The sequence below is a fragment of the Actinomyces sp. oral taxon 169 genome (genome assembly GCF_013394715.1).
Taxonomy (GTDB): domain Bacteria; phylum Actinomycetota; class Actinomycetes; order Actinomycetales; family Actinomycetaceae; genus Actinomyces.
Map to the genome: position 1 here is coordinate 673,471 of NZ_CP058259.1, position 16,793 is coordinate 690,263.

Below are 16,793 nucleotides of genomic sequence, written 5' to 3' on the forward strand. Positions count from 1 at the left end.
CCACCACGGGAGCGGCGCGCGTCCTGAAGCGACACGCCCGAGCGCGTGGACCGGCCAGAAGCAAGTACAAGAGAGGTTAGGCGCCATGGCGGGACAGAAGATCCGCATCCGGCTCAAGTCCTACGACCACGAGGTCATTGACTCCTCGGCGCGCAAGATCGTCGACGTCGTGACCCGCGCTGGCGCGACGGTCGTGGGCCCGGTGCCGCTGCCGACCGAGAAGAACGTGTTCTGCGTGATCCGGTCGCCGCACAAGTACAAGGACAGCCGCGAGCACTTCGAGATGCGCACGCACAAGCGGCTGATCGACATCGTCGACCCGACGCCCAAGGCCGTCGACTCGCTCATGCGTCTCGACCTGCCCGCTGACGTCAACATCGAGATCAAGCTCTGAGGACTGCCATGACAACGCTTAACACGCCGGCTGCCGCCGCGCCTGCCAAGGCGCTGCTCGGCACCAAGCTCGGCATGACGCAGATCTGGGACGAGAACGGGGTCCTGCGCCCTGTGACCGTCGTCCGGGTCGACACCAACGTCGTGACCCAGGTCCGCACCATCGAGACCGATGGCTACGAGGCCGTTCAGCTCGCCTTCGGCGACATCGACGCCAGCAAGGTCACCAAGCCGCTCGCCGGTCACTTCGCCAAGGCCGGGGTCGAGCCCCGCCGCCACGTGGCGGAGATCCGCACCTCCCTGGCGTCGGAGTTCACCCCCGGCCAGGAGCTGACCGCTGACACCTTCGAGGTCGGCCAGCTGGTCGACGTCACCGGAACCTCCAAGGGTAAGGGTTTCGCCGGTGTCATGAAGCGCCACGGCTTCGCCGGTGTGGGCGCCTCCCACGGTGCTCACCGCAACCACCGCAAGCCCGGCTCCATCGGCGCCTGCGCCACCCCCGGGCGCATCTTCAAGGGTCTGCGCATGGCCGGTCGTATGGGCCACGCGCGCCGCACCGTCCAGAACCTCAAGATCCGCGGCATCGACGTTGACAAGGGCGTTCTGCTCGTCAACGGCGCGATCCCCGGCCCCAAGGGCTCGGTCGTCGTCGTCCGCACCGCCGTGAAGGGAGCCTGAGACCATGACTGAGGCACTCACCGTCGACGTCGTCGACTCCGCGGGCAAGAAGACCGGCAGCGTCGAGCTGCCCGCCGAGGTCTTCGACGCCCCCCTCAACATTCCGCTCATGCACCAGGTGGTCGTCGGCCAGCTGGCCGCGGCCCGCCAGGGCACCCACGCCACCAAGACCCGCGGCGACGTCCGCGGCGGTGGCCGCAAGCCCTACCGCCAGAAGGGCACCGGCCGCGCCCGCCAGGGCTCGACCCGCGCCCCGCAGTTCGTCGGTGGTGGCACCGTCCACGGCCCGCAGCCGCGCGACTACACCCAGCGGACCCCCAAGAAGATGAAGGCCGCCGCCCTGCGCAGCGCCCTGTCCGACCGCGCCCGCAACGGCCGCGTCCACGTCATCACCGAGTTCGTCACCACCACGGTGCCCTCCACCAAGAACGCCCTGGTCGCGCTGCGCAACCTCACCGACCGCAAGGCCCTGGTGATTGTGGACCGTCAGGACGATCTGTCCAGGCTCAGCCTGCGCAACGCCCCCGAGGCGCACGTCCTGTGGGCCGACCAGCTCAACACCTACGACGTCCTCAAGTCCGACGACGTCGTCTTCACGGCCTCTGGCCTGGACGCGTTCCTGGGCAAGGGTGAGGAGGAGTCCAAGTGAGCCTCGAGAAGTCCAAGAACCCCCGCGACGTCATCATCGCGCCGGTGGTCTCCGAGAAGTCCTACGCCTGCATGGACCGTGGCCAGTACACGTTCATCGTGGCGCCGGGTTCCAACAAGACCGAGATCAAGCAGGCCGTCGAGGCCATCTTCGATGTCAAGGTCTCCTCGGTGAACACCATCAACCGCAAGGGCAAGACGCACCGCACCCGCACCGGGATCGGCAAGTCCAAGGACACCCGCCGTGCGATCGTCACCCTGCGCGAGGGGACCATCGACATCTTCGGTGATGTGGCCTAGTGCGCCACGGAAGGTAAAGGATCGATATGGGAATCCGTAAGTACAAGCCCACGACCCCGGGTCGTCGCGGCTCCTCCGTGGCCGACTTCGTGGAGATCACGCGTAGCACGCCCGAGAAGTCGCTGGTGCGCCCGCTGAGCAAGTCCGGTGGCCGCAACTCCTCCGGCCGTATCACCACCCGCCACAAGGGTGGTGGCCACAAGCGCGCCTACCGTCTCATCGACTTCCGTCGTCATGACAAGGACGGCGTGCCCGCGAAGGTCGCTCACATCGAGTACGACCCCAACCGCACCGCGCGCATCGCCCTGCTGCACTACATGGACGGCGAGAAGCGCTACATCATCGCCCCGAACAAGCTCCGTCAGGGCGACGTCGTCGAGGCCGGCCCCAGCGCCGACATCAAGCCCGGCAACAACCTGCAGCTGCGTCACATCCCCACCGGTACGGTCGTCCACGCGGTCGAGCTGCGTCCCGGTGGCGGGGCCAAGATCGCTCGCAGCGCCGGCACCTCCGTCCAGCTGGTCGCCAAGGAGGGCAAGTACGCGCAGCTGCGCATGCCCTCCGGGGAGATCCGCAACGTGGAGGCCGCCTGCCGCGCCACCATCGGCGAGGTCGGCAACGCCGAGCAGTCCAACATCAACTGGGGTAAGGCCGGCCGTATGCGCTGGAAGGGCGTGCGCCCGACCGTCCGCGGTGTCGTCATGAACCCGGTGGACCACCCGCACGGTGGTGGTGAGGGCAAGACCTCCGGTGGTCGTCACCCCGTCTCGCCGTGGGGCAAGCCCGAGGGCCGCACCCGCCGTCCCAACAAGTCCAGCGACCGCCTCATCGTGCGTCGTCGTCGGACCGGCAAGAAGCGCTGATAGGAGCCTGAATCATGCCGCGTAGTCTGAAGAAGGGTCCCTTCGTCGACGACCACCTGATCAAGAAGGTGGACGCTCAGAACGAGAAGGGCACCAAGAACGTCATTAAGACCTGGTCCCGCCGTTCGGTCATCACGCCGGACTTCCTGGGGCACACCTTCGCCGTCCACGACGGTCGCAAGCACGTGCCGGTCTTCGTTACCGAGTCCATGGTGGGCCACAAGCTCGGTGAGTTCGCTCCGACCCGCACCTTCCGCGGGCACGTCAAGGACGACCGCAAGTCGCGTCGCTGACGGACGTCGGAAAGTTTGAGAGGCAGAGAACATGGAAGCCAAGGCGCAGGCCAAGTACGTGCGCTGCACGCCGATGAAGGCGCGCCGGGTCGTGGACGTCGTCCGCGGCAAGCGCGCCGTCGAGGCCGTCAACGTGCTCCGATTCGCCCCGCAGGCCGCTGCGGTGCCGGTGCGCAAGGTCCTCGAGTCCGCAATCGCCAACGCCCGGTTCAAGGCTGAGCGTGACGGCGAGCGTTTCGACGAGAACGACCTGTTCATCATCGAGGCGTTCGCCGATGAGGGTCCCACCCTGAAGCGGTTCCGTCCCCGTGCGCAGGGCCGGGCCAGCAGGATCCTCAAGCGGACCAGCCACATCACCGTCATCGTCGGGGACAAGTCCGACGCCGCAACGAAGGAAGGAGCCCGGTAATGGGGCAGAAGGTCAACCCGACCGGGTTCCGCCTGGGCATCACCACGGACCACCGTTCGCGCTGGTTCGCCGACTCCACCAAGCCCGGTCAGCGTTACCGCGACTTCGTGGAGGAGGATGTCAAGATCCGCCGCCTCATGGAGGACGGCATGGAGCGGGCCGGTATCTCCAAGGTCGACATCGAGCGCACCCGTGACCGCGTGCGCGTCGACCTGCACACCGCCCGTCCCGGCATCGTCATCGGTCGCCGTGGGGCCGAGGCCGAGCGCCTGCGAGGTCAGCTCGAGAAGCTGACCGGCAAGCAGGTCCAGCTCAACATCCTCGAGGTCAAGAGCCCCGACCTGGACGCCCAGCTGGTCGCCCAGGGGATCGCCGAGCAGCTCGCCTCCCGCGTGTCCTTCCGTCGCGCCATGCGCAAGGGCATGCAGTCCGCGATGCGCGCCGGCGCCAAGGGCATCCGGGTGCAGTGCTCCGGCCGCCTGGGCGGCGCCGAGATGAGCCGCAGCGAGTTCTACCGCGAGGGGCGCGTGCCGCTGCACACCCTGCGCGCGAACATCGACTACGGCTTCTACGAGGCCAAGACCACCTTCGGCCGCCTCGGCGTCAAGGTGTGGATCTACAAGGGCGACATCACCGAGCGTGAGTTCGCCCGCCAGCAGGCCGAGTCCGGCTCCCGTGGCCGGGGCCGGGGCGAGCGCCGCGGCGGCCGTCGTGGCGACCGCGGTGAGCGCGGTTCGCGTCAGAACACCGAGCAGCAGCAGGCAGCCGAGCAGACGCCGGCCGCCGAGACCGCTGCCGCAGACCAGGGAACGGAGGCCTGAGCCGTGCTCATCCCCCGCCGGACCAAGTTCCGCAAGCAGCACCGCCCGCACCGCACGGGCCTTTCCAAGGGCGGCAACCAGATCGCCTTCGGTGAGTACGGCATCCAGGCCCTCGAGCCCGCCTACATCACCAACCGCCAGATCGAGGCGGCCCGTATCGCCATGACCCGCCACATCAAGCGTGGCGGCAAGGTGTGGATCAACATCTTCCCGGACCGCCCCCTGACCAAGAAGCCCGCCGAGACCCGTATGGGTTCCGGTAAGGGTGCACCCGAGTGGTGGATCGCCAACGTCAAGCCCGGACGCATCCTGTTCGAGCTCGGCGGTGTCGACGAGGCCCTCGCCCGCGAGGCCATGCGCCGCGCACAGCACAAGCTTCCGATGAAGACCCGTTTCGTGACTCGTGAGGGTGGTGACGTCTGATGGCAATCGGTTCCAAGGGCCTGACCCCCGCCGACCTCGACGGCATGGACAACGAGCGCCTCTCCGAGGAGCTCTCCAAGGCCAAGGCCGAGCTGTTCAACCTCCGGTTCGCTTCGGCGACCGGCCAGCTCGAGGACCACGGACGTCTCAAGGCTGTGCGTCGCGACATCGCCCGTATCTACACGATCGTGCGCGAGCGTGAGCTCGGTATTCGCACCGCCCCGAGCACGGAGGAGTCCAAGTGAGCGAGCAGACCAGCACTGAGAACGTCGAGCAGTCCACCGAGCGCCCCCAGCGCAAGGTGCGTCGCGGCTACGTCGTCTCCGACAAGATGGACAAGACGGTGGTCGTCCTCGTCGAGGAGCGCTACAAGCACTCCCTGTACGGCAAGGTCCTCCGTCGCTCCAAGAAGGTCAAGGTCCACGACGAGAACAACGAGGCCGGTGTCGGCGATCTCGTCTCCATCATGGAGACCCGCCCGCTGAGCGCCACCAAGCACTTCCGCCTCCTGGAGATCCTCGAGCGCGCCAAGTGATCCTCGGCTGAACGCCGCCCTCGACGCCGTCGAGCCGGCCCCCGACGCCGCAGCATCCCACCCGGGAGGCTGCGGCGTCGGCGTTGTTAGCCGCCAGCCGTTACATCTGACAGTGGGTGCTGCTCACCAGAAATGTTGCATACCAGTCAACACCGCGGTCCACAGTGCGTTGCCGGATGCTGCTCCTAGAGCATTCACGAGTGTGTCCTGTCCGAGTTCCCGTAGGCCTTGAGCTGTACTGTGCTTGTCCTTCTGTTCAACAGCTACGCGGATTCGCTCAACGATTGCGCGGTCTGTCAACTGGGTGACCTTCTCGGCAAGACGATCAACGAGATCGGCGATCCGTTACTCTTGCCCGTCGATCTGTAACATGAGGTCGCCGTTAACTATTACGATGACGGAATCGGTTTGATTAAGTTTGTCCTGCTGCAATTCGGTGTGCTCAGCTCTGGATGCATTGGCGTAGGATCTTGCTGCTTTGGACCATCTTTCGTCGCGCCGTAGAGGCTTTTTTTCAACAAGGCCGAGTCGCCGTGCCATGCGTAGGTCCTCTTCTGATGCTCTGCTCAACCAACTGTCATCCAGTTCCGCCGCCGCGTCGAGCACTCGGTGTATTGCCTCATCCTCCTCTGGGGACTGCTGGCGCGGCTCAACTCCGATTGGCTCAAGGATCAGTGTTGTGTCGTCAGGTCCATAGATTATAGGATTCTGACAACCTGCAAGGATCACTTCTTCCTGAGGCGAGGCGTCACGAACGGAGTTTCTGTGAAGGACGGGGAATGCATTTGGGAATAGTTTAATCTCCTTGGAGGGGACTATAAGGTCGTTGGGTTGAAGGTCGAGAACTCTGCGGCCCTCAACTTCGGAGGGGATGAGCTTTGTGGTTATTGCGATTGCGGTCGCTAGAGCTAACAGAATAGCCAAGCCCCAAGAGAACCAAGCGGGCATTGTGAGGCTGTAGATCCGTGCGGCAATGAATACGAAAATCGGTGATATGATTCTCAGTGCTGTGAACGCTCTATGTGGAACGAGCGTCCCGCCAGACCGGCGAGCTAGTGCGGTGTCGTTGAATGTGGGACGGTACTTACGCATCAGGTCCTCCTGTGTCGGTAGGTCGTTCTGATGGAATTGATGGTAGAGCGTGGCTGTGACATCTATGAGAGACGGTTAGTGAGAGGTTGATTGAATCGTCGCGCATGGTTGCCCTGCTATACGGACTTTGGGTACCAATGGTGGACGCAACGGCCTAGTCGATGAACGGCCAGTGTTCTGTGTTGTCTCATGACTTCTGAGACCCTCGGATGTTCGGTCATTCGAGACGCCAGTGGGGTGGGCGTCGAGTCTGGAGGTGCTGATGATCCGTCCGTGTGGAAGGTACTTCAGGTAGGTCGGGACTTCGTGCGGTGCGTGCCCTCTGGCCAGTAGAACCTGGCCCTCGTGGGATCGGGTGGCGCTGAGAAGGGCTGGGCCGGGGCTAGCGTCGAACCTCGAACGCTGTGCCTCGCATGGGATCCCGAGGAGCTGGGGGTGCGTCCAAACCATGCCCAGCAGCTCTCGGCTCCTGAAGTAGCTGTGAGTCTGGCTTGCAGATAGGTATTCCTTCATGGCGGGCAGTGTCTTGAGGCGGGATGTCCAGGTGGTGGCGTCGTCGGGTGCATACCGCGGGTACCGAACCTGGTGCAGGTCGCATCTGACCGGAGCTGGCTGCGGATCACAGCTGACCGTCAGGCGGATCGGGGACTGCGGTGTGCGACGGGGACGTCCCTGACCTCCAGAAGGTGACGGTCGCGTCCCAGTGGCCTGGAGGACAACGCAGTCCTCGGCGGGCAGGTACGTCGTCGACCTGGGGCCGGTGGGCCGGCCGGGTGCTTCGGGACGTCAGTGCAGGAGACCCGGGAAAAGCCGGTGAGCAAAGGCACAGGCCCTGGTCGTCATCTCAGGTTCCGCGCGATGTGGCGGCTGGACTAGGCTAATGGAGTTGCGCGCGCCCTCGGTGCGTCCGGCAGAGACCTCGTGCAGTCTGCGCCTGTGTCTGTCGGGACAACGTACCGCGGGAATCCCCTATCCCTGGGTCAGCCTCGTGCGGCCTGCGGCCGGGGGAGACGTGTGCAAGACCAGAAGAACGTTCGGCCAGGCTCAGGAGCTTCCTGAGAACCGGCTCGACGACAGGAGAACACTCAATGATCCAGCAGGAGTCGCGACTGAAGGTCGCCGACAACACCGGTGCCAAGGAGATCCTTTGCATCCGTGTTCTCGGTGGATCGGGTCGGCGCTATGCGGGTATCGGCGACACGATCGTCGCCACCGTCAAGGACGCCATTCCCGGCGGCAACGTGAAGAAGGGCGAGGTCGTCAAGGCCGTCGTCGTGCGTGCCCGCAAGGAGCGTCGTCGTCCCGACGGCTCATACATCCGCTTCGACGAGAACGCCGCCGTCATCCTCAAGAACGATGGGGAGCCGCGCGGTACGCGCATCTTCGGCCCCGTCGGCCGTGAGCTTCGCGAGAAGAAGTTCATGCGCATCGTCTCGCTCGCCCCGGAGGTGATCTGAACATGGCACGCATCAAGAAGGGCGACCAGGTCATCGTCATCGCCGGTAAGGACAAGGGCAAGACCGGCCGCGTTCTGGAGGTCCTCAAGGGCACTGACCGTGTCATCGTCGAGGGCGTCCAGCGCGTGACCAAGCACACCAAGGTGGGGCAGTCCCAGCAGGGCGCCCGCACCGGCGGCATCGAGACCGTTGAGGCGCCCATCCACGCCTCCAACGTCATGCTCGTCGACCCCAAGACGAAGAAGCGCACCCGCGTGGGCTTCCGCGTCGAGGAGGGCGTGCGTCCCGACGGCCGCAAGCGCACCGTCCGCGTGCGTTACGCCAAGAAGAGCGGGGAGGACCTGTGACCATGGCTGAGAAGACCACCCCCCGTCTCAAGACGAAGTACACCGAGGAGGTGCGCCCCGCCCTGCTCAAGGAGTTCCAGCACGGCAACGTGATGGAGGTCGGGCGCGTCGTCAAGGTCGTCGTCAACATGGGTGTGGGCGAGGCCGCCCACGACTCCAAGATGATCGAGGGCGCCGTGCGCGACCTCGCCGCCATCACCGGCCAGAAGCCGCAGGTCACCCGGGCCCGGAAGTCCATCGCGCAGTTCAAGCTGCGTGAGGGCATGCCGATCGGCGCGCACTCCACCCTGCGCGGCGACCGCATGTGGGAGTTCCTGGACCGCCTGGTCTCGATCTCGCTGCCCCGTATCCGCGACTTCCGTGGTCTGAGCCCCAAGCAGTTCGACGGGAACGGCAACTACACCTTCGGTCTGACCGAGCAGGCTGTCTTCCACGAGATCGACCAGGACCAGATCGACCGCGTCCGCGGCATGGACATCACCGTGGTGACCACGGCCAAGACCGACGAGGAGGCCCGCTCGCTGCTCAAGCAGCTCGGCTTCCCCTTCAAGGAGAAGTGAGATGGCGAAGACCGCACTGATTGAGAAGGCGAACCGTAAGCCCAAGTTCGGTGTCCGTGCCTACACGCGCTGCCGGCGCTGCGGACGTCCGCACTCGGTCTACCGCAAGTTCGGCCTGTGCCGTATCTGCCTGCGTGAGATGGCCCTTCGCGGCGAGCTCCCGGGCGTGAGCAAGTCCAGCTGGTAAGAACTTACGTCGCAGGTCCGCTGAGGAAACCACGACGAGGAAGGGCTAAGGCCCACTCATGACAATGACAGACCCCATCGCAGACATGCTGACCCGTCTGCGTAACGCAAACAGCGCCTACCACGACACCGTGTCGATGCCGTCGAGCAAGCTCAAGGTGAACATCGCTGAGATGCTCAAGGCCGAGGGCTACATCGCCGGCTACGAGGTCACGGACGCCGAGGTCGGCAAGACGCTCACGCTGAGCCTCAAGTACGGAGCCAACCGCCAGCGGGCCATCCAGGGCCTGCGCCGGATCTCCAAGCCCGGCCTGCGCGTCTACGCCAAGTCCACCAACCTGCCCAAGGTCCTCGGCGGCCTGGGAGTGGCGATCCTGTCCACCTCCTCCGGCCTCCTGACCGACAAGCAGGCCGAGTCGCGTGGCGTGGGCGGCGAAGTCCTCGCCTACGTCTGGTAAGAGAAGGAACGGAGGAAAACCATGTCTCGTATTGGACGGCTCCCCGTTCCGGTTCCTGCCGGAGTGGACGTCACCATCGACGGCCAGGACGTGACGGTCAAGGGCCCCAAGGGCACCCTGTCCCGCACGATCAGCGAGCCCCTGAGCGTCACCCGCCAGGAGGACGGCTCCATCCTGGTCACGCGCCCCGACGACGAGCGCCGCTCGCGCTCGCTGCACGGACTGTCGCGCACCCTCATCAACAACATGGTGATCGGCGTCACCGAGGGCTACTCCAAGCAGCTCGAGATCGTCGGCACCGGTTACCGCGTCGCCGCCAAGGGCCAGGGCATCGAGCTCTCCCTCGGCTTCTCCCACACCGTGACCGTTGAGCCCCCCGAGGGCATCACCTTCACGGTCGACGGCAACCTGAAGATCACCGTCTCCGGTATCTCCAAGGAGCAGGTCGGCGAGGTCGCGGCGAACATTCGCAAGATCCGTCCGCCGGAGCCCTACAAGGGCAAGGGCGTGCGCTACGCCGGCGAGAACGTGCGCCGCAAGGTCGGAAAGGCTGGTAAGTGACCATGGCTTACTCGATCAAGAGGGGCAAGGGCAACCCCCGCGCCATCGCCCGCAAGATCCGTCACCAGCGCGTGCGCAAGCACATCTCCGGCACGCCCGAGCGTCCCCGCCTGGTGGTCACCCGGTCCAACCGCCACATGGTGGCTCAGGTCGTGGACGACACCATCGGCCACACCCTGTGCGCCGCCTCCACCCTGGAGGAGGCCGCCAAGGGCGTCGAGGGCCACAAGGTGGGCGCCGCCCACAAGGTCGGCGAGCTTATCGCCGAGCGGGCCAAGGCGCTGGGCATCGAGGCAGTCGTGTTCGACCGCGGCGGCAACAAGTACCACGGCCGTGTCGCGGCCGTCGCCGAGGGCGCCCGCGAGGGCGGCCTGAAGCTGTGAGCACTAAGACGACGAGAAAGCAGAGGAACATCTGATGGCTGCACCGCAGCGAGACAGGTCCGCGTCGTCCGACGGCTCGGCCCAGCGCGAGAACGACGAGCGCCGGGGCGAGGGCCGCGGCCGCCGCGACCGCAACAACGACCGCCGCGACCGTGGTCGCGGCAACGACGACAAGTACATCGAGCGCGTCGTCACCATCAACCGCGTGTCCAAGGTCGTCAAGGGCGGCCGCCGCTTCACCTTCACGGCCCTCGTGGTCGTCGGTGACGGTGAGGGCACCGTCGGCGTGGGCTACGGCAAGGCGAAGGAAGTTCCCTCCGCCATTGCCAAGGCCGTCGAGATCGCGAAGAAGAACTTCTTCCACGTCCCGATGATCCGCCGCACCATCCCGCACCTGGTCCAGGGCGAGGACTCCGCCGGAGTCGTTCTCCTGCGCCCGGCGTCCCCCGGTACCGGTGTTATCGCCGGTGGTCCGGTGCGCGCCGTGCTGGACTGCGCCGGTGTCCACGACATCCTGTCCAAGTCGCTGGGCTCGTCCAACGCGATCAACATCGTGCACGCCACGGTGGACGCCCTTAAGCAGCTGGAGCAGCCCGAGGCCGTCGCGGCCCGCCGTGGCCTGCCCCTGGAGGACGTCGCCCCGCAGTCCATGCTGCGGGCCCGCGCCGAGGGCGAGGCCGACAAGCGCGCTCAGGCTGAGAAGCAGGAGGCCGAGAAGGCCGCTGAAGGAGTGGGTGCGTGATGGCTGAGTCCGCATCGAAGCAGATGACCAAGCAGCTCAAGGTCACTCAGGTCCGCTCTGGCATCGGGGGCACCCACCGCCAGCGCGAGTCCCTCAAGACCCTGGGTCTGCGCAAGATCCGCCAGTCCGTCGTGCGTGAGGACAGCCCCAGCGTGCGCGGCCTGATTGCCACGGTGCACCACCTGGTCACCGTTGAGGAGGTCTGAGATGGCTGACACCGAGAACACGCAGGAGGAGAAGGTGCGCGTCGTCAAGCTGCACCACCTGCGTCCCGCCCCCGGCGCCAAGAAGGCCAAGACCCGCGTGGGTCGTGGTGAGGCGTCCAAGGGTAAGACCGCCGGTCGCGGTACCAAGGGCACCAAGGCTCGTTACCAGGTCCGTCCTGGTTTCGAGGGTGGCCAGATGCCGCTGCACATGCGTCTTCCCAAGCTGCGCGGCTTCCGCAACCCCAACCGGGTCGAGTTCCAGCCCGTGAACGTCGGCCGCATCGCCGAGCTGTTCCCCGAGGGCGGCACGGTGACCGTGGAGGACCTCGTCGCCAAGGGTGCGGTTCGCAAGAACCAGCTCGTCAAGGTTCTCGGCGGCGGCGACGTCACCGTGGCCCTGACGCTCACGGTCGACGCCTGGTCCGGCTCCGCCAAGGAGAAGATCGAGGCCGCCGGCGGCAGCATCGCCACGCGCTGAACGCCGTCGGGCCGAGCCCGGCACGGGTGACAACCCCGAAGGAGCGGCCCTGACGAGAAGCGACATCACAGACCCCGGCGGTCCAGGGAAACCTGGGCCGCCGGGGTTCGTCGTGCGCGGGCGCCACACCGCAGGACGGCTCCGGCGCATCGGTAGCGAGGTGCCTTGGATCACCCCGGGCAACGGCACCGGGACGAGACGTGAGAAAACCCGCACCTCAGCCACGTTGCAAGCCCATCTCAGCGCCCAGGTGACGAGCTCAGCGGGGTAGTCTGGGCCGGGCGCAGTTCCCCTGCGCTCCGCCTTGCTGCCCGCAAGGCCGAACCCACCCCCGAGTCCACAGGAGATCGAGTGCTCAGCGCGTTCACTCAGGCGTTCAGAACGCCAGACCTCAGGGCGAAGCTGCTCTTCACCCTCGGCATCATGGCCCTGTTCCGGCTCGGGTCGATCCTGCCGGCGCCCGGCGTCAACCTGGCTAACGCCAAGTACTGCATCGGTGAGGCCGGCAAGGACCAGAACCTCCTCAGCCTGGTCAACGTCTTCTCCGGTGGCGCGCTGCTCCAGCTGAGCGTCTTCGCGCTGGGCATCATGCCCTACATCACGGCCTCCATCATCATCCAACTGCTGCGGGTCGTCATCCCCCGCTTCGAGGAGCTCCACAAGGAGGGCCAGGCGGGCACCGCCAAGCTCACCGAGTACACCCGCTACCTCACCATCGGCCTGGGGCTGCTCCAGTCCAGCACCATCGTGGCCACGGCCAAGAGCGGTCAGCTCTTCCAGGGCTGCGCCAGGGCCCAGCACATCGTCGCCGGCGACTCGATCGTCACCCCGCTGCTCATCATCATCACCATGACCGCCGGCACCGGCCTCATCATGTGGCTGGGTGAGCTCATCACCGAGCGCGGCATCGGCAACGGCATGTCGCTGCTCATCTTCACCTCCATCGTGGCCCAGTTCCCCTCCAACATGTTCTCCATCGCCGGAGGCAACAACGGGGCGGCCAACTTCGCCATCATCGTGGCCGTCGTCCTCCTGGCGACCCTCGCGGTCGTGTACATCGAGCAGGCCCAGCGGCGCATCCCCGTGCAGTACGCCAAACGGATGATCGGGCGCCGCCAGTACGGCGGCTCGACCACCTACATCCCGGTCAAGATCAACACCGCCGGCGTCATCCCCGTCATCTTCGCCTCCTCGATCCTGGCCATGCCCCAGCTCATCGCCGGCTTCGGCAACCAGACGAGCAAGTGGGTGCAGTGGATCATGACGAACCTGCAGCAGACGAGCCCGATCTACCTGACCGCCTACGGCGTCCTCATCCTGTTCTTCGCCTTCTTCTACACGGCCATCACCTTCGACGCCGAGGAGATCGCGGACAACATGAAGCGGTACGGCGGCTTCATCCCCGGCATCCGCGCCGGTGAGCCCACTGTGCGCTACCTGTCCTACGTCATCAACCGCATCACGACGGCCGGCTCCATCTACCTGGTGGTCCTCGCCCTCATCCCGACGCTCGCCGTCATCTGGCTGGACCTGGCTCAGCACCTGCCCTTCGGCGGAACCACTATCCTCATCATGGTGGGTGTGGGCCTCCAGACCGTTAAGGAAGTCAACTCCCAGCTGCAGCAGCGTCACTACGAAGGGTTCTTGTCATGAGCGCACGCATGGTTCTTCTCGGTCCCCCCGGAGCGGGCAAGGGCACCCAGGCCGCCCGGATCGCCGAGCGCCTGGGCATCCCGGCCATCTCCACCGGAGACATCTTCCGCGCCAACGTCGCCGGCGCCACCGAGCTCGGCACTCAGGCCAAGGCCTACATGGACAAGGGCGAGTACGTCCCCGACTCCATCACCAACGCCATGGTGGCCGACCGCATCGCCCAGGCCGACTGCGAGAACGGATTCCTCCTGGACGGCTACCCGCGCACCACAGCGCAGGTCGGTGAGCTCGACTCCATGCTGAAGGCCTCAGGTCTGGCCCTCGACGTCGTCGTCGAGATCACCGCCGACGCCGAGGCCGTTGTCGCCCGCCTGCTCAAACGGGCCGGTGAGCAGGGGCGCGCCGACGACACCGAGCCCGTCATCCGCCGCCGCCTCGAGGTCTACGCCGAGTCCACGGCGCCGCTGGCCGGGCTCTACGCCGAGCGCGACCTGCTCGTCCAGGTCGACGGCATGGGCGAGATCGACATCGTCACCGGCCGCATCATGGAGGCCCTCGTCTCCCGCGGCATCACCGGCTCCTGAAGCCCACGCTCACCGGCGGGTCGTCTGCTCACGCGGACGACCCGCCTGCGCATGCTCCGGCCCGTCCCCGTCCCTGACGGGGGAGCCGGAACCGCCCCAGGCCCAGCCCGCTCCACACGACCCCAGGAGGCACCCGTGCTCTCACGCGAACAGATCCAGATCAAGACGCCGGAGCAGGTCCGCCTCATGCGCCGGGCCGGGCTCGTCGTCGCCGACATCCACGCCGCCCTGCGCGAGGCGGTGCGCGCCGGGATCACCACCGCCGAGCTCGACGCCGTCTCGGCCGGGGTCATCGAGGCCGCCGGTGCCCACTCCAACTTCCTGGGCTACTACGACTACCCGGCCACCGTGTGCATCTCGGTCAACGACGAGGTCGTGCACGGCATCCCCGGTGAGCGGGTCCTGGCCGACGGCGACCTGGTCACCTTCGACTGCGGCGCCTATATCCTCGACGAGGACGGCACCCAGTGGCACGGCGATGCCGCCTTCACCACCGTCGTCGGCGGGACGTACCTGAGCGAGACCGACCGGCTCGTGGACACCACCACCCGGCAGGCCCTGTGGGAGGCCATCGCCGCCGTCGCCCGCGCCGCAGCGGGGGAGGGGCGTGGGCGTCAGCTGTGCCTCAACGCGATTGGCGACGCCGTCGAGACCGTCGTCGCGGACGTGGCCGAGCGGGAGGGCCACGAGCTGGGGATCCTTCAGGAGTACGTCGGCCACGGCATCGGCACGAGCATGCACATGGCCCCCGACGTCCTCAACTACTCCGTCAAACGGCGCGGCCCCCGCCTGCGCCCCGGCATGGTGCTGGCCATTGAGCCTATGCTCACCGCCGGCAGCCCGGCCACGCGCGAGCTCGACGACGGCTGGACCGTCGTCACCCGAGACGGCTCCCACGCCGCCCAGTGGGAGCACACCGTGGCCATCGTCCCTGGAGGAGTCTGGGTTCTCACCGCGCCCGACGGCGGCGCCGAGGGCCTGGCCCCCTACGGCATCGAGCCCAAGGCGCTGGGCTGAGACGCTGAGGCGGGGACTGCTGCGAGGGGGGGTGCCCCTATGTGGTGTGTCAAGCGGCGGCGGGTAGTTTCGTGGCTGGTTGTGGGTCGTAGAGGGCTCCATCTCGGATCATGGCGTGCAGGGTCAGGATGCGGCGGTGGGCCAGGGCGAGGACGGCCTGGTTATGGCGTTTGCCTTGGTCTCGTTTGCGCTGGTAGTAGGCCCGGGAGACGGGGTCGGAGCGCAGGGAGGCGAAGGCGGACAGGAACATGGCGCGCTTGAGCCTCTTGTTGCCGCCGTGGGAGACGTGCTCGCCACGGATCGATGAGCCGGAGCGGCGTGTGACGGGAGCGAGCCCGGCGTAGGAGGCCAGCTGGGCGCCGGTGTCGAAGGTCTTGCCCAGGGTCTCGGCCAGGAAGACGGCGGCGGTCCTGACCCCGATCCCGGGCATGGAGATCAGGACCTCATAAAGAGGGTGGGCCTCCACTAGGGCCTCGACCTGGGCGGCGACATCGGCCCGCTGAGCGTGCAGGGAGATGAGCTGCCTGGCCAGGTGAGGAAGCACCACTGCGGCGGCGTCGGTGCCGGCGACCACCACGCTCTGGTGCTCCAAGGCCGAGACGATCTGGCCGGCCCAGGTGGCGTGCCGCCTGCACCCGTGCTTCTTGAGCCTGGCGTCGATCCTTGCCTTGCCCGCTCGCTTCAGGTCGGCTGGGGTGGGCCAGGCGGCGATGACCTCCAGGACGGCGTCGTGCTCCAGCCAGGGCCCCAGCACCTGCTCGAGGGTGGGGTGGATCTGGGTGTACAGGCCCCGGATCCGGTTAGCGCTCTGGTTGACCTGGCGGGCCAGGTCCAGGTCGAATCCCGTGAGCATCGACAAGGCGGCCGCGTCCTCGTCCGAGGCGTTGATGGCTCTCAGGGTGTGGGGCATGCTCCTGGCCGCGCCGGCGATGACGGCCGCGTCCTTGGCGTCGGTCTTGGCGCTGCCCGGTGTCAGGTCGGCGATGCGCCGCATCGACAGTCCGGGCAGATAGCCCACGGTGATGCCCATGTCCTGAGCCACTGCCACGGCCAGGGCCCCGATGGTGGCGGGCTGGTCTACTACCACCAGCAGGTGTCCGTGATCGGCCAGCTTCTTGTAGAGAGCACGCAGGCGCTCCTCGTCGTTGGGCAGGGCCTTGTCGAAGACCTTCCGCCCTTCCCGGCTCAGGGCCGTAGCCCAGTGCTCGCTCTTACCGACGTCGATGCCGATGAAGACCTCGATGTCCTCGGTATTCATCTTCGTGCCGCCTCTCGCTGCATGGGTGTGGGGCCAGCCGGTGGACGACCGGTTCCGCACCCACGTTACGAAAGACCTCACACTCGATGGGTCGTTCCCCTTATCAGCGGTCACCAGTGCCCGGCTGCTGCGGGTGACAACACCCCCCGGATCATCTAAGGACAGGGGCAAGACATCATGCCCACAGCAGCTGGCCCAGCCCCGGACGACCCGGGACCACCAACAAGGTAACGGGCCGGCGGATGCCGAGAACGCGCCCACGGGCCCGTGGATTGTGACTGGGACGTGCGTCGTCGTCGGCGGGGGTGCGTCCTCGACGACGCACACACCTGCGGTGTGTCAGGAAACACCGCGTGATCGCGCCATCTGGCATGGTGAAGCCCGGGCCGTCTGCCGTAAAGTTATCCGCTGGACGCGCGTCCGTCGATGACGCTTGCCCTCATGCCGC

The 16,793-nt window shown here is 66.6% G+C and carries 26 protein-coding genes; 24 read left to right on the forward strand and 2 right to left on the reverse strand.

What is annotated here, in order from left to right:
- The first annotated feature begins 85 nt into the window (after window positions 1–85).
- Genes rpsJ through rpsQ form a run of 11 tightly spaced genes read left to right on the forward strand, consistent with a single transcriptional unit; the run spans window position 86 to window position 5,363 of the window.
- Window positions 86–394 (forward strand): 30S ribosomal protein S10, encoded by a 309-nt coding sequence (rpsJ, locus tag HW274_RS02815; protein WP_003786051.1) that lies wholly within the window; start codon window positions 86–88, stop codon window positions 392–394.
- Between the two features lie 8 nt (window positions 395–402).
- Window positions 403–1,071, forward strand: coding sequence for a 50S ribosomal protein L3 (gene rplC, locus HW274_RS02820; protein WP_075253458.1), 669 nt, complete (start codon window positions 403–405; stop codon window positions 1,069–1,071).
- Window positions 1,072–1,075: 4 nt separating this feature from the next.
- Complete coding sequence (rplD, locus tag HW274_RS02825) at window positions 1,076–1,720, forward strand: 50S ribosomal protein L4 (protein ID WP_009403568.1); 645 nt, start codon at window positions 1,076–1,078, stop codon at window positions 1,718–1,720.
- Complete coding sequence (gene rplW, locus HW274_RS02830) at window positions 1,717–2,019, forward strand: 50S ribosomal protein L23 (protein ID WP_003786064.1); 303 nt, start codon at window positions 1,717–1,719, stop codon at window positions 2,017–2,019. Before rplD ends, rplW begins: the two co-directional genes overlap by 4 nt.
- A 26-nt stretch (window positions 2,020–2,045) precedes the next feature.
- Window positions 2,046–2,882: a 50S ribosomal protein L2 gene (rplB, locus tag HW274_RS02835; protein WP_009747234.1), complete on the forward strand. Its 837-nt coding sequence runs from the start codon at window positions 2,046–2,048 to the stop codon at window positions 2,880–2,882.
- Window positions 2,883–2,896: 14 nt separating this feature from the next.
- Entirely contained in the window at window positions 2,897–3,175 is a 279-nt protein-coding gene (gene rpsS, locus HW274_RS02840; protein WP_009397490.1) for a 30S ribosomal protein S19, read from the forward strand.
- A gap of 31 nt (window positions 3,176–3,206) precedes the next feature.
- On the forward strand, window positions 3,207–3,584 hold the full coding sequence (gene rplV / locus HW274_RS02845; protein ID WP_003789298.1) for a 50S ribosomal protein L22: 378 nt from the start codon (window positions 3,207–3,209) through the stop codon (window positions 3,582–3,584).
- Window positions 3,584–4,405, forward strand: coding sequence for a 30S ribosomal protein S3 (gene rpsC, locus HW274_RS02850; protein ID WP_003789299.1), 822 nt, complete (start codon window positions 3,584–3,586; stop codon window positions 4,403–4,405). Before rplV ends, rpsC begins: the two co-directional genes overlap by 1 nt.
- Window positions 4,406–4,408: 3 nt before the next feature.
- Window positions 4,409–4,828 carry a 50S ribosomal protein L16 gene (gene rplP / locus HW274_RS02855; protein ID WP_003781881.1) on the forward strand — a complete coding sequence of 140 codons (420 nt, stop codon included), beginning with the start codon at window positions 4,409–4,411 and terminating at the stop codon, window positions 4,826–4,828.
- On the forward strand, window positions 4,828–5,073 hold the full coding sequence (gene rpmC / locus HW274_RS02860; protein ID WP_009403578.1) for a 50S ribosomal protein L29: 246 nt from the start codon (window positions 4,828–4,830) through the stop codon (window positions 5,071–5,073). Before rplP ends, rpmC begins: the two co-directional genes overlap by 1 nt.
- Window positions 5,070–5,363: a 30S ribosomal protein S17 gene (rpsQ, locus tag HW274_RS02865; RefSeq protein ID WP_003789301.1), complete on the forward strand. Its 294-nt coding sequence runs from the start codon at window positions 5,070–5,072 to the stop codon at window positions 5,361–5,363. Before rpmC ends, rpsQ begins: the two co-directional genes overlap by 4 nt.
- A 345-nt stretch (window positions 5,364–5,708) precedes the next feature.
- Here the strand turns inward: rpsQ and HW274_RS02870 are convergent, their stop codons facing one another.
- On the reverse strand, window positions 5,709–6,455 hold the full coding sequence (locus HW274_RS02870; RefSeq protein ID WP_185989129.1) for a hypothetical protein: 747 nt from the start codon (window positions 6,453–6,455) through the stop codon (window positions 5,709–5,711).
- Window positions 6,456–7,543: 1,088 nt separating this feature from the next.
- Here HW274_RS02870 and rplN point away from each other — a divergent pair.
- The 13 genes from rplN to map all read left to right on the forward strand — a co-directional run bounded on the left by rplN (window position 7,544) and on the right by map (window position 15,087).
- Entirely contained in the window at window positions 7,544–7,912 is a 369-nt protein-coding gene (rplN, locus tag HW274_RS02875) for a 50S ribosomal protein L14 (RefSeq protein ID WP_003781898.1), read from the forward strand.
- 2 nt (window positions 7,913–7,914) lie between these two features.
- Window positions 7,915–8,259, forward strand: a complete 345-nt coding sequence (rplX, locus tag HW274_RS02880; RefSeq protein WP_003781892.1) for a 50S ribosomal protein L24 — start codon at window positions 7,915–7,917, stop codon at window positions 8,257–8,259.
- Between the two features lie 2 nt (window positions 8,260–8,261).
- Complete coding sequence (gene rplE, locus HW274_RS02885) at window positions 8,262–8,819, forward strand: 50S ribosomal protein L5 (RefSeq protein WP_009396382.1); 558 nt, start codon at window positions 8,262–8,264, stop codon at window positions 8,817–8,819.
- 1 nt (window position 8,820) lies between these two features.
- Entirely contained in the window at window positions 8,821–9,006 is a 186-nt protein-coding gene (locus tag HW274_RS02890) for a type Z 30S ribosomal protein S14 (RefSeq protein ID WP_075253459.1), read from the forward strand.
- A gap of 58 nt (window positions 9,007–9,064) precedes the next feature.
- Window positions 9,065–9,463: a 30S ribosomal protein S8 gene (rpsH, locus tag HW274_RS02895; protein ID WP_003789305.1), complete on the forward strand. Its 399-nt coding sequence runs from the start codon at window positions 9,065–9,067 to the stop codon at window positions 9,461–9,463.
- 21 nt (window positions 9,464–9,484) lie between these two features.
- Window positions 9,485–10,024: a 50S ribosomal protein L6 gene (rplF, locus tag HW274_RS02900; protein WP_003781878.1), complete on the forward strand. Its 540-nt coding sequence runs from the start codon at window positions 9,485–9,487 to the stop codon at window positions 10,022–10,024.
- Between the two features lie 2 nt (window positions 10,025–10,026).
- Entirely contained in the window at window positions 10,027–10,407 is a 381-nt protein-coding gene (gene rplR / locus HW274_RS02905) for a 50S ribosomal protein L18 (protein WP_003789309.1), read from the forward strand.
- Between the two features lie 34 nt (window positions 10,408–10,441).
- Window positions 10,442–11,149 (forward strand): 30S ribosomal protein S5, encoded by a 708-nt coding sequence (gene rpsE, locus HW274_RS02910; RefSeq protein ID WP_003789310.1) that lies wholly within the window; start codon window positions 10,442–10,444, stop codon window positions 11,147–11,149.
- Window positions 11,149–11,355 (forward strand): 50S ribosomal protein L30, encoded by a 207-nt coding sequence (gene rpmD, locus HW274_RS02915; protein WP_009396392.1) that lies wholly within the window; start codon window positions 11,149–11,151, stop codon window positions 11,353–11,355. The genes rpsE and rpmD overlap by 1 nt, the downstream gene beginning before the upstream one ends.
- A gap of 1 nt (window position 11,356) precedes the next feature.
- Window positions 11,357–11,833, forward strand: a complete 477-nt coding sequence (rplO, locus tag HW274_RS02920; RefSeq protein ID WP_010614537.1) for a 50S ribosomal protein L15 — start codon at window positions 11,357–11,359, stop codon at window positions 11,831–11,833.
- 351 nt (window positions 11,834–12,184) lie between these two features.
- Window positions 12,185–13,486: a preprotein translocase subunit SecY gene (secY, locus tag HW274_RS02925; protein ID WP_075253460.1), complete on the forward strand. Its 1,302-nt coding sequence runs from the start codon at window positions 12,185–12,187 to the stop codon at window positions 13,484–13,486.
- Window positions 13,483–14,070: an adenylate kinase gene (locus tag HW274_RS02930; RefSeq protein ID WP_178384970.1), complete on the forward strand. Its 588-nt coding sequence runs from the start codon at window positions 13,483–13,485 to the stop codon at window positions 14,068–14,070. The genes secY and HW274_RS02930 overlap by 4 nt, the downstream gene beginning before the upstream one ends.
- A gap of 135 nt (window positions 14,071–14,205) precedes the next feature.
- Complete coding sequence (map, locus tag HW274_RS02935) at window positions 14,206–15,087, forward strand: type I methionyl aminopeptidase (RefSeq protein ID WP_075253462.1); 882 nt, start codon at window positions 14,206–14,208, stop codon at window positions 15,085–15,087.
- A gap of 49 nt (window positions 15,088–15,136) precedes the next feature.
- Here the strand turns inward: map and HW274_RS02940 are convergent, their stop codons facing one another.
- Entirely contained in the window at window positions 15,137–16,345 is a 1,209-nt protein-coding gene (locus HW274_RS02940; protein WP_185988432.1) for an IS110 family transposase, read from the reverse strand.
- Between the last annotated feature and the right edge of the window lie 448 nt (window positions 16,346–16,793).

Excerpts from the sequence above, each read along its gene's own strand:
- rpsJ (WP_003786051.1), top strand. The coding sequence starts at position 86 with ATGGCGGGACAGAAGATCCGCATCCGGCTCAAGTCCTACGACCACGAG.
- rplC (WP_075253458.1), top strand. The coding sequence starts at position 403 with ATGACAACGCTTAACACGCCGGCTGCCGCCGCGCCTGCCAAGGCGCTG.
- rplD (WP_009403568.1), top strand. The coding sequence starts at position 1,076 with ATGACTGAGGCACTCACCGTCGACGTCGTCGACTCCGCGGGCAAGAAG.
- rplB (WP_009747234.1), top strand. The coding sequence starts at position 2,046 with ATGGGAATCCGTAAGTACAAGCCCACGACCCCGGGTCGTCGCGGCTCC.
- rpsS (WP_009397490.1), top strand. The coding sequence starts at position 2,897 with ATGCCGCGTAGTCTGAAGAAGGGTCCCTTCGTCGACGACCACCTGATC.
- rplV (WP_003789298.1), top strand. The coding sequence starts at position 3,207 with ATGGAAGCCAAGGCGCAGGCCAAGTACGTGCGCTGCACGCCGATGAAG.
- rpsC (WP_003789299.1), top strand. The coding sequence starts at position 3,584 with ATGGGGCAGAAGGTCAACCCGACCGGGTTCCGCCTGGGCATCACCACG.
- rpmC (WP_009403578.1), top strand. The coding sequence starts at position 4,828 with ATGGCAATCGGTTCCAAGGGCCTGACCCCCGCCGACCTCGACGGCATG.
- HW274_RS02870 (WP_185989129.1), bottom strand. The coding sequence starts at position 6,455 with ATGCGTAAGTACCGTCCCACATTCAACGACACCGCACTAGCTCGCCGG.
- rplN (WP_003781898.1), top strand. The coding sequence starts at position 7,544 with ATGATCCAGCAGGAGTCGCGACTGAAGGTCGCCGACAACACCGGTGCC.
- rplX (WP_003781892.1), top strand. The coding sequence starts at position 7,915 with ATGGCACGCATCAAGAAGGGCGACCAGGTCATCGTCATCGCCGGTAAG.
- rplE (WP_009396382.1), top strand. The coding sequence starts at position 8,262 with ATGGCTGAGAAGACCACCCCCCGTCTCAAGACGAAGTACACCGAGGAG.
- HW274_RS02890 (WP_075253459.1), top strand. The coding sequence starts at position 8,821 with ATGGCGAAGACCGCACTGATTGAGAAGGCGAACCGTAAGCCCAAGTTC.
- rpsH (WP_003789305.1), top strand. The coding sequence starts at position 9,065 with ATGACAATGACAGACCCCATCGCAGACATGCTGACCCGTCTGCGTAAC.
- rplF (WP_003781878.1), top strand. The coding sequence starts at position 9,485 with ATGTCTCGTATTGGACGGCTCCCCGTTCCGGTTCCTGCCGGAGTGGAC.
- rplR (WP_003789309.1), top strand. The coding sequence starts at position 10,027 with ATGGCTTACTCGATCAAGAGGGGCAAGGGCAACCCCCGCGCCATCGCC.
- rpsE (WP_003789310.1), top strand. The coding sequence starts at position 10,442 with ATGGCTGCACCGCAGCGAGACAGGTCCGCGTCGTCCGACGGCTCGGCC.
- rpmD (WP_009396392.1), top strand. The coding sequence starts at position 11,149 with ATGGCTGAGTCCGCATCGAAGCAGATGACCAAGCAGCTCAAGGTCACT.
- rplO (WP_010614537.1), top strand. The coding sequence starts at position 11,357 with ATGGCTGACACCGAGAACACGCAGGAGGAGAAGGTGCGCGTCGTCAAG.
- HW274_RS02930 (WP_178384970.1), top strand. The coding sequence starts at position 13,483 with ATGAGCGCACGCATGGTTCTTCTCGGTCCCCCCGGAGCGGGCAAGGGC.
- HW274_RS02940 (WP_185988432.1), bottom strand. The coding sequence starts at position 16,345 with ATGAATACCGAGGACATCGAGGTCTTCATCGGCATCGACGTCGGTAAG.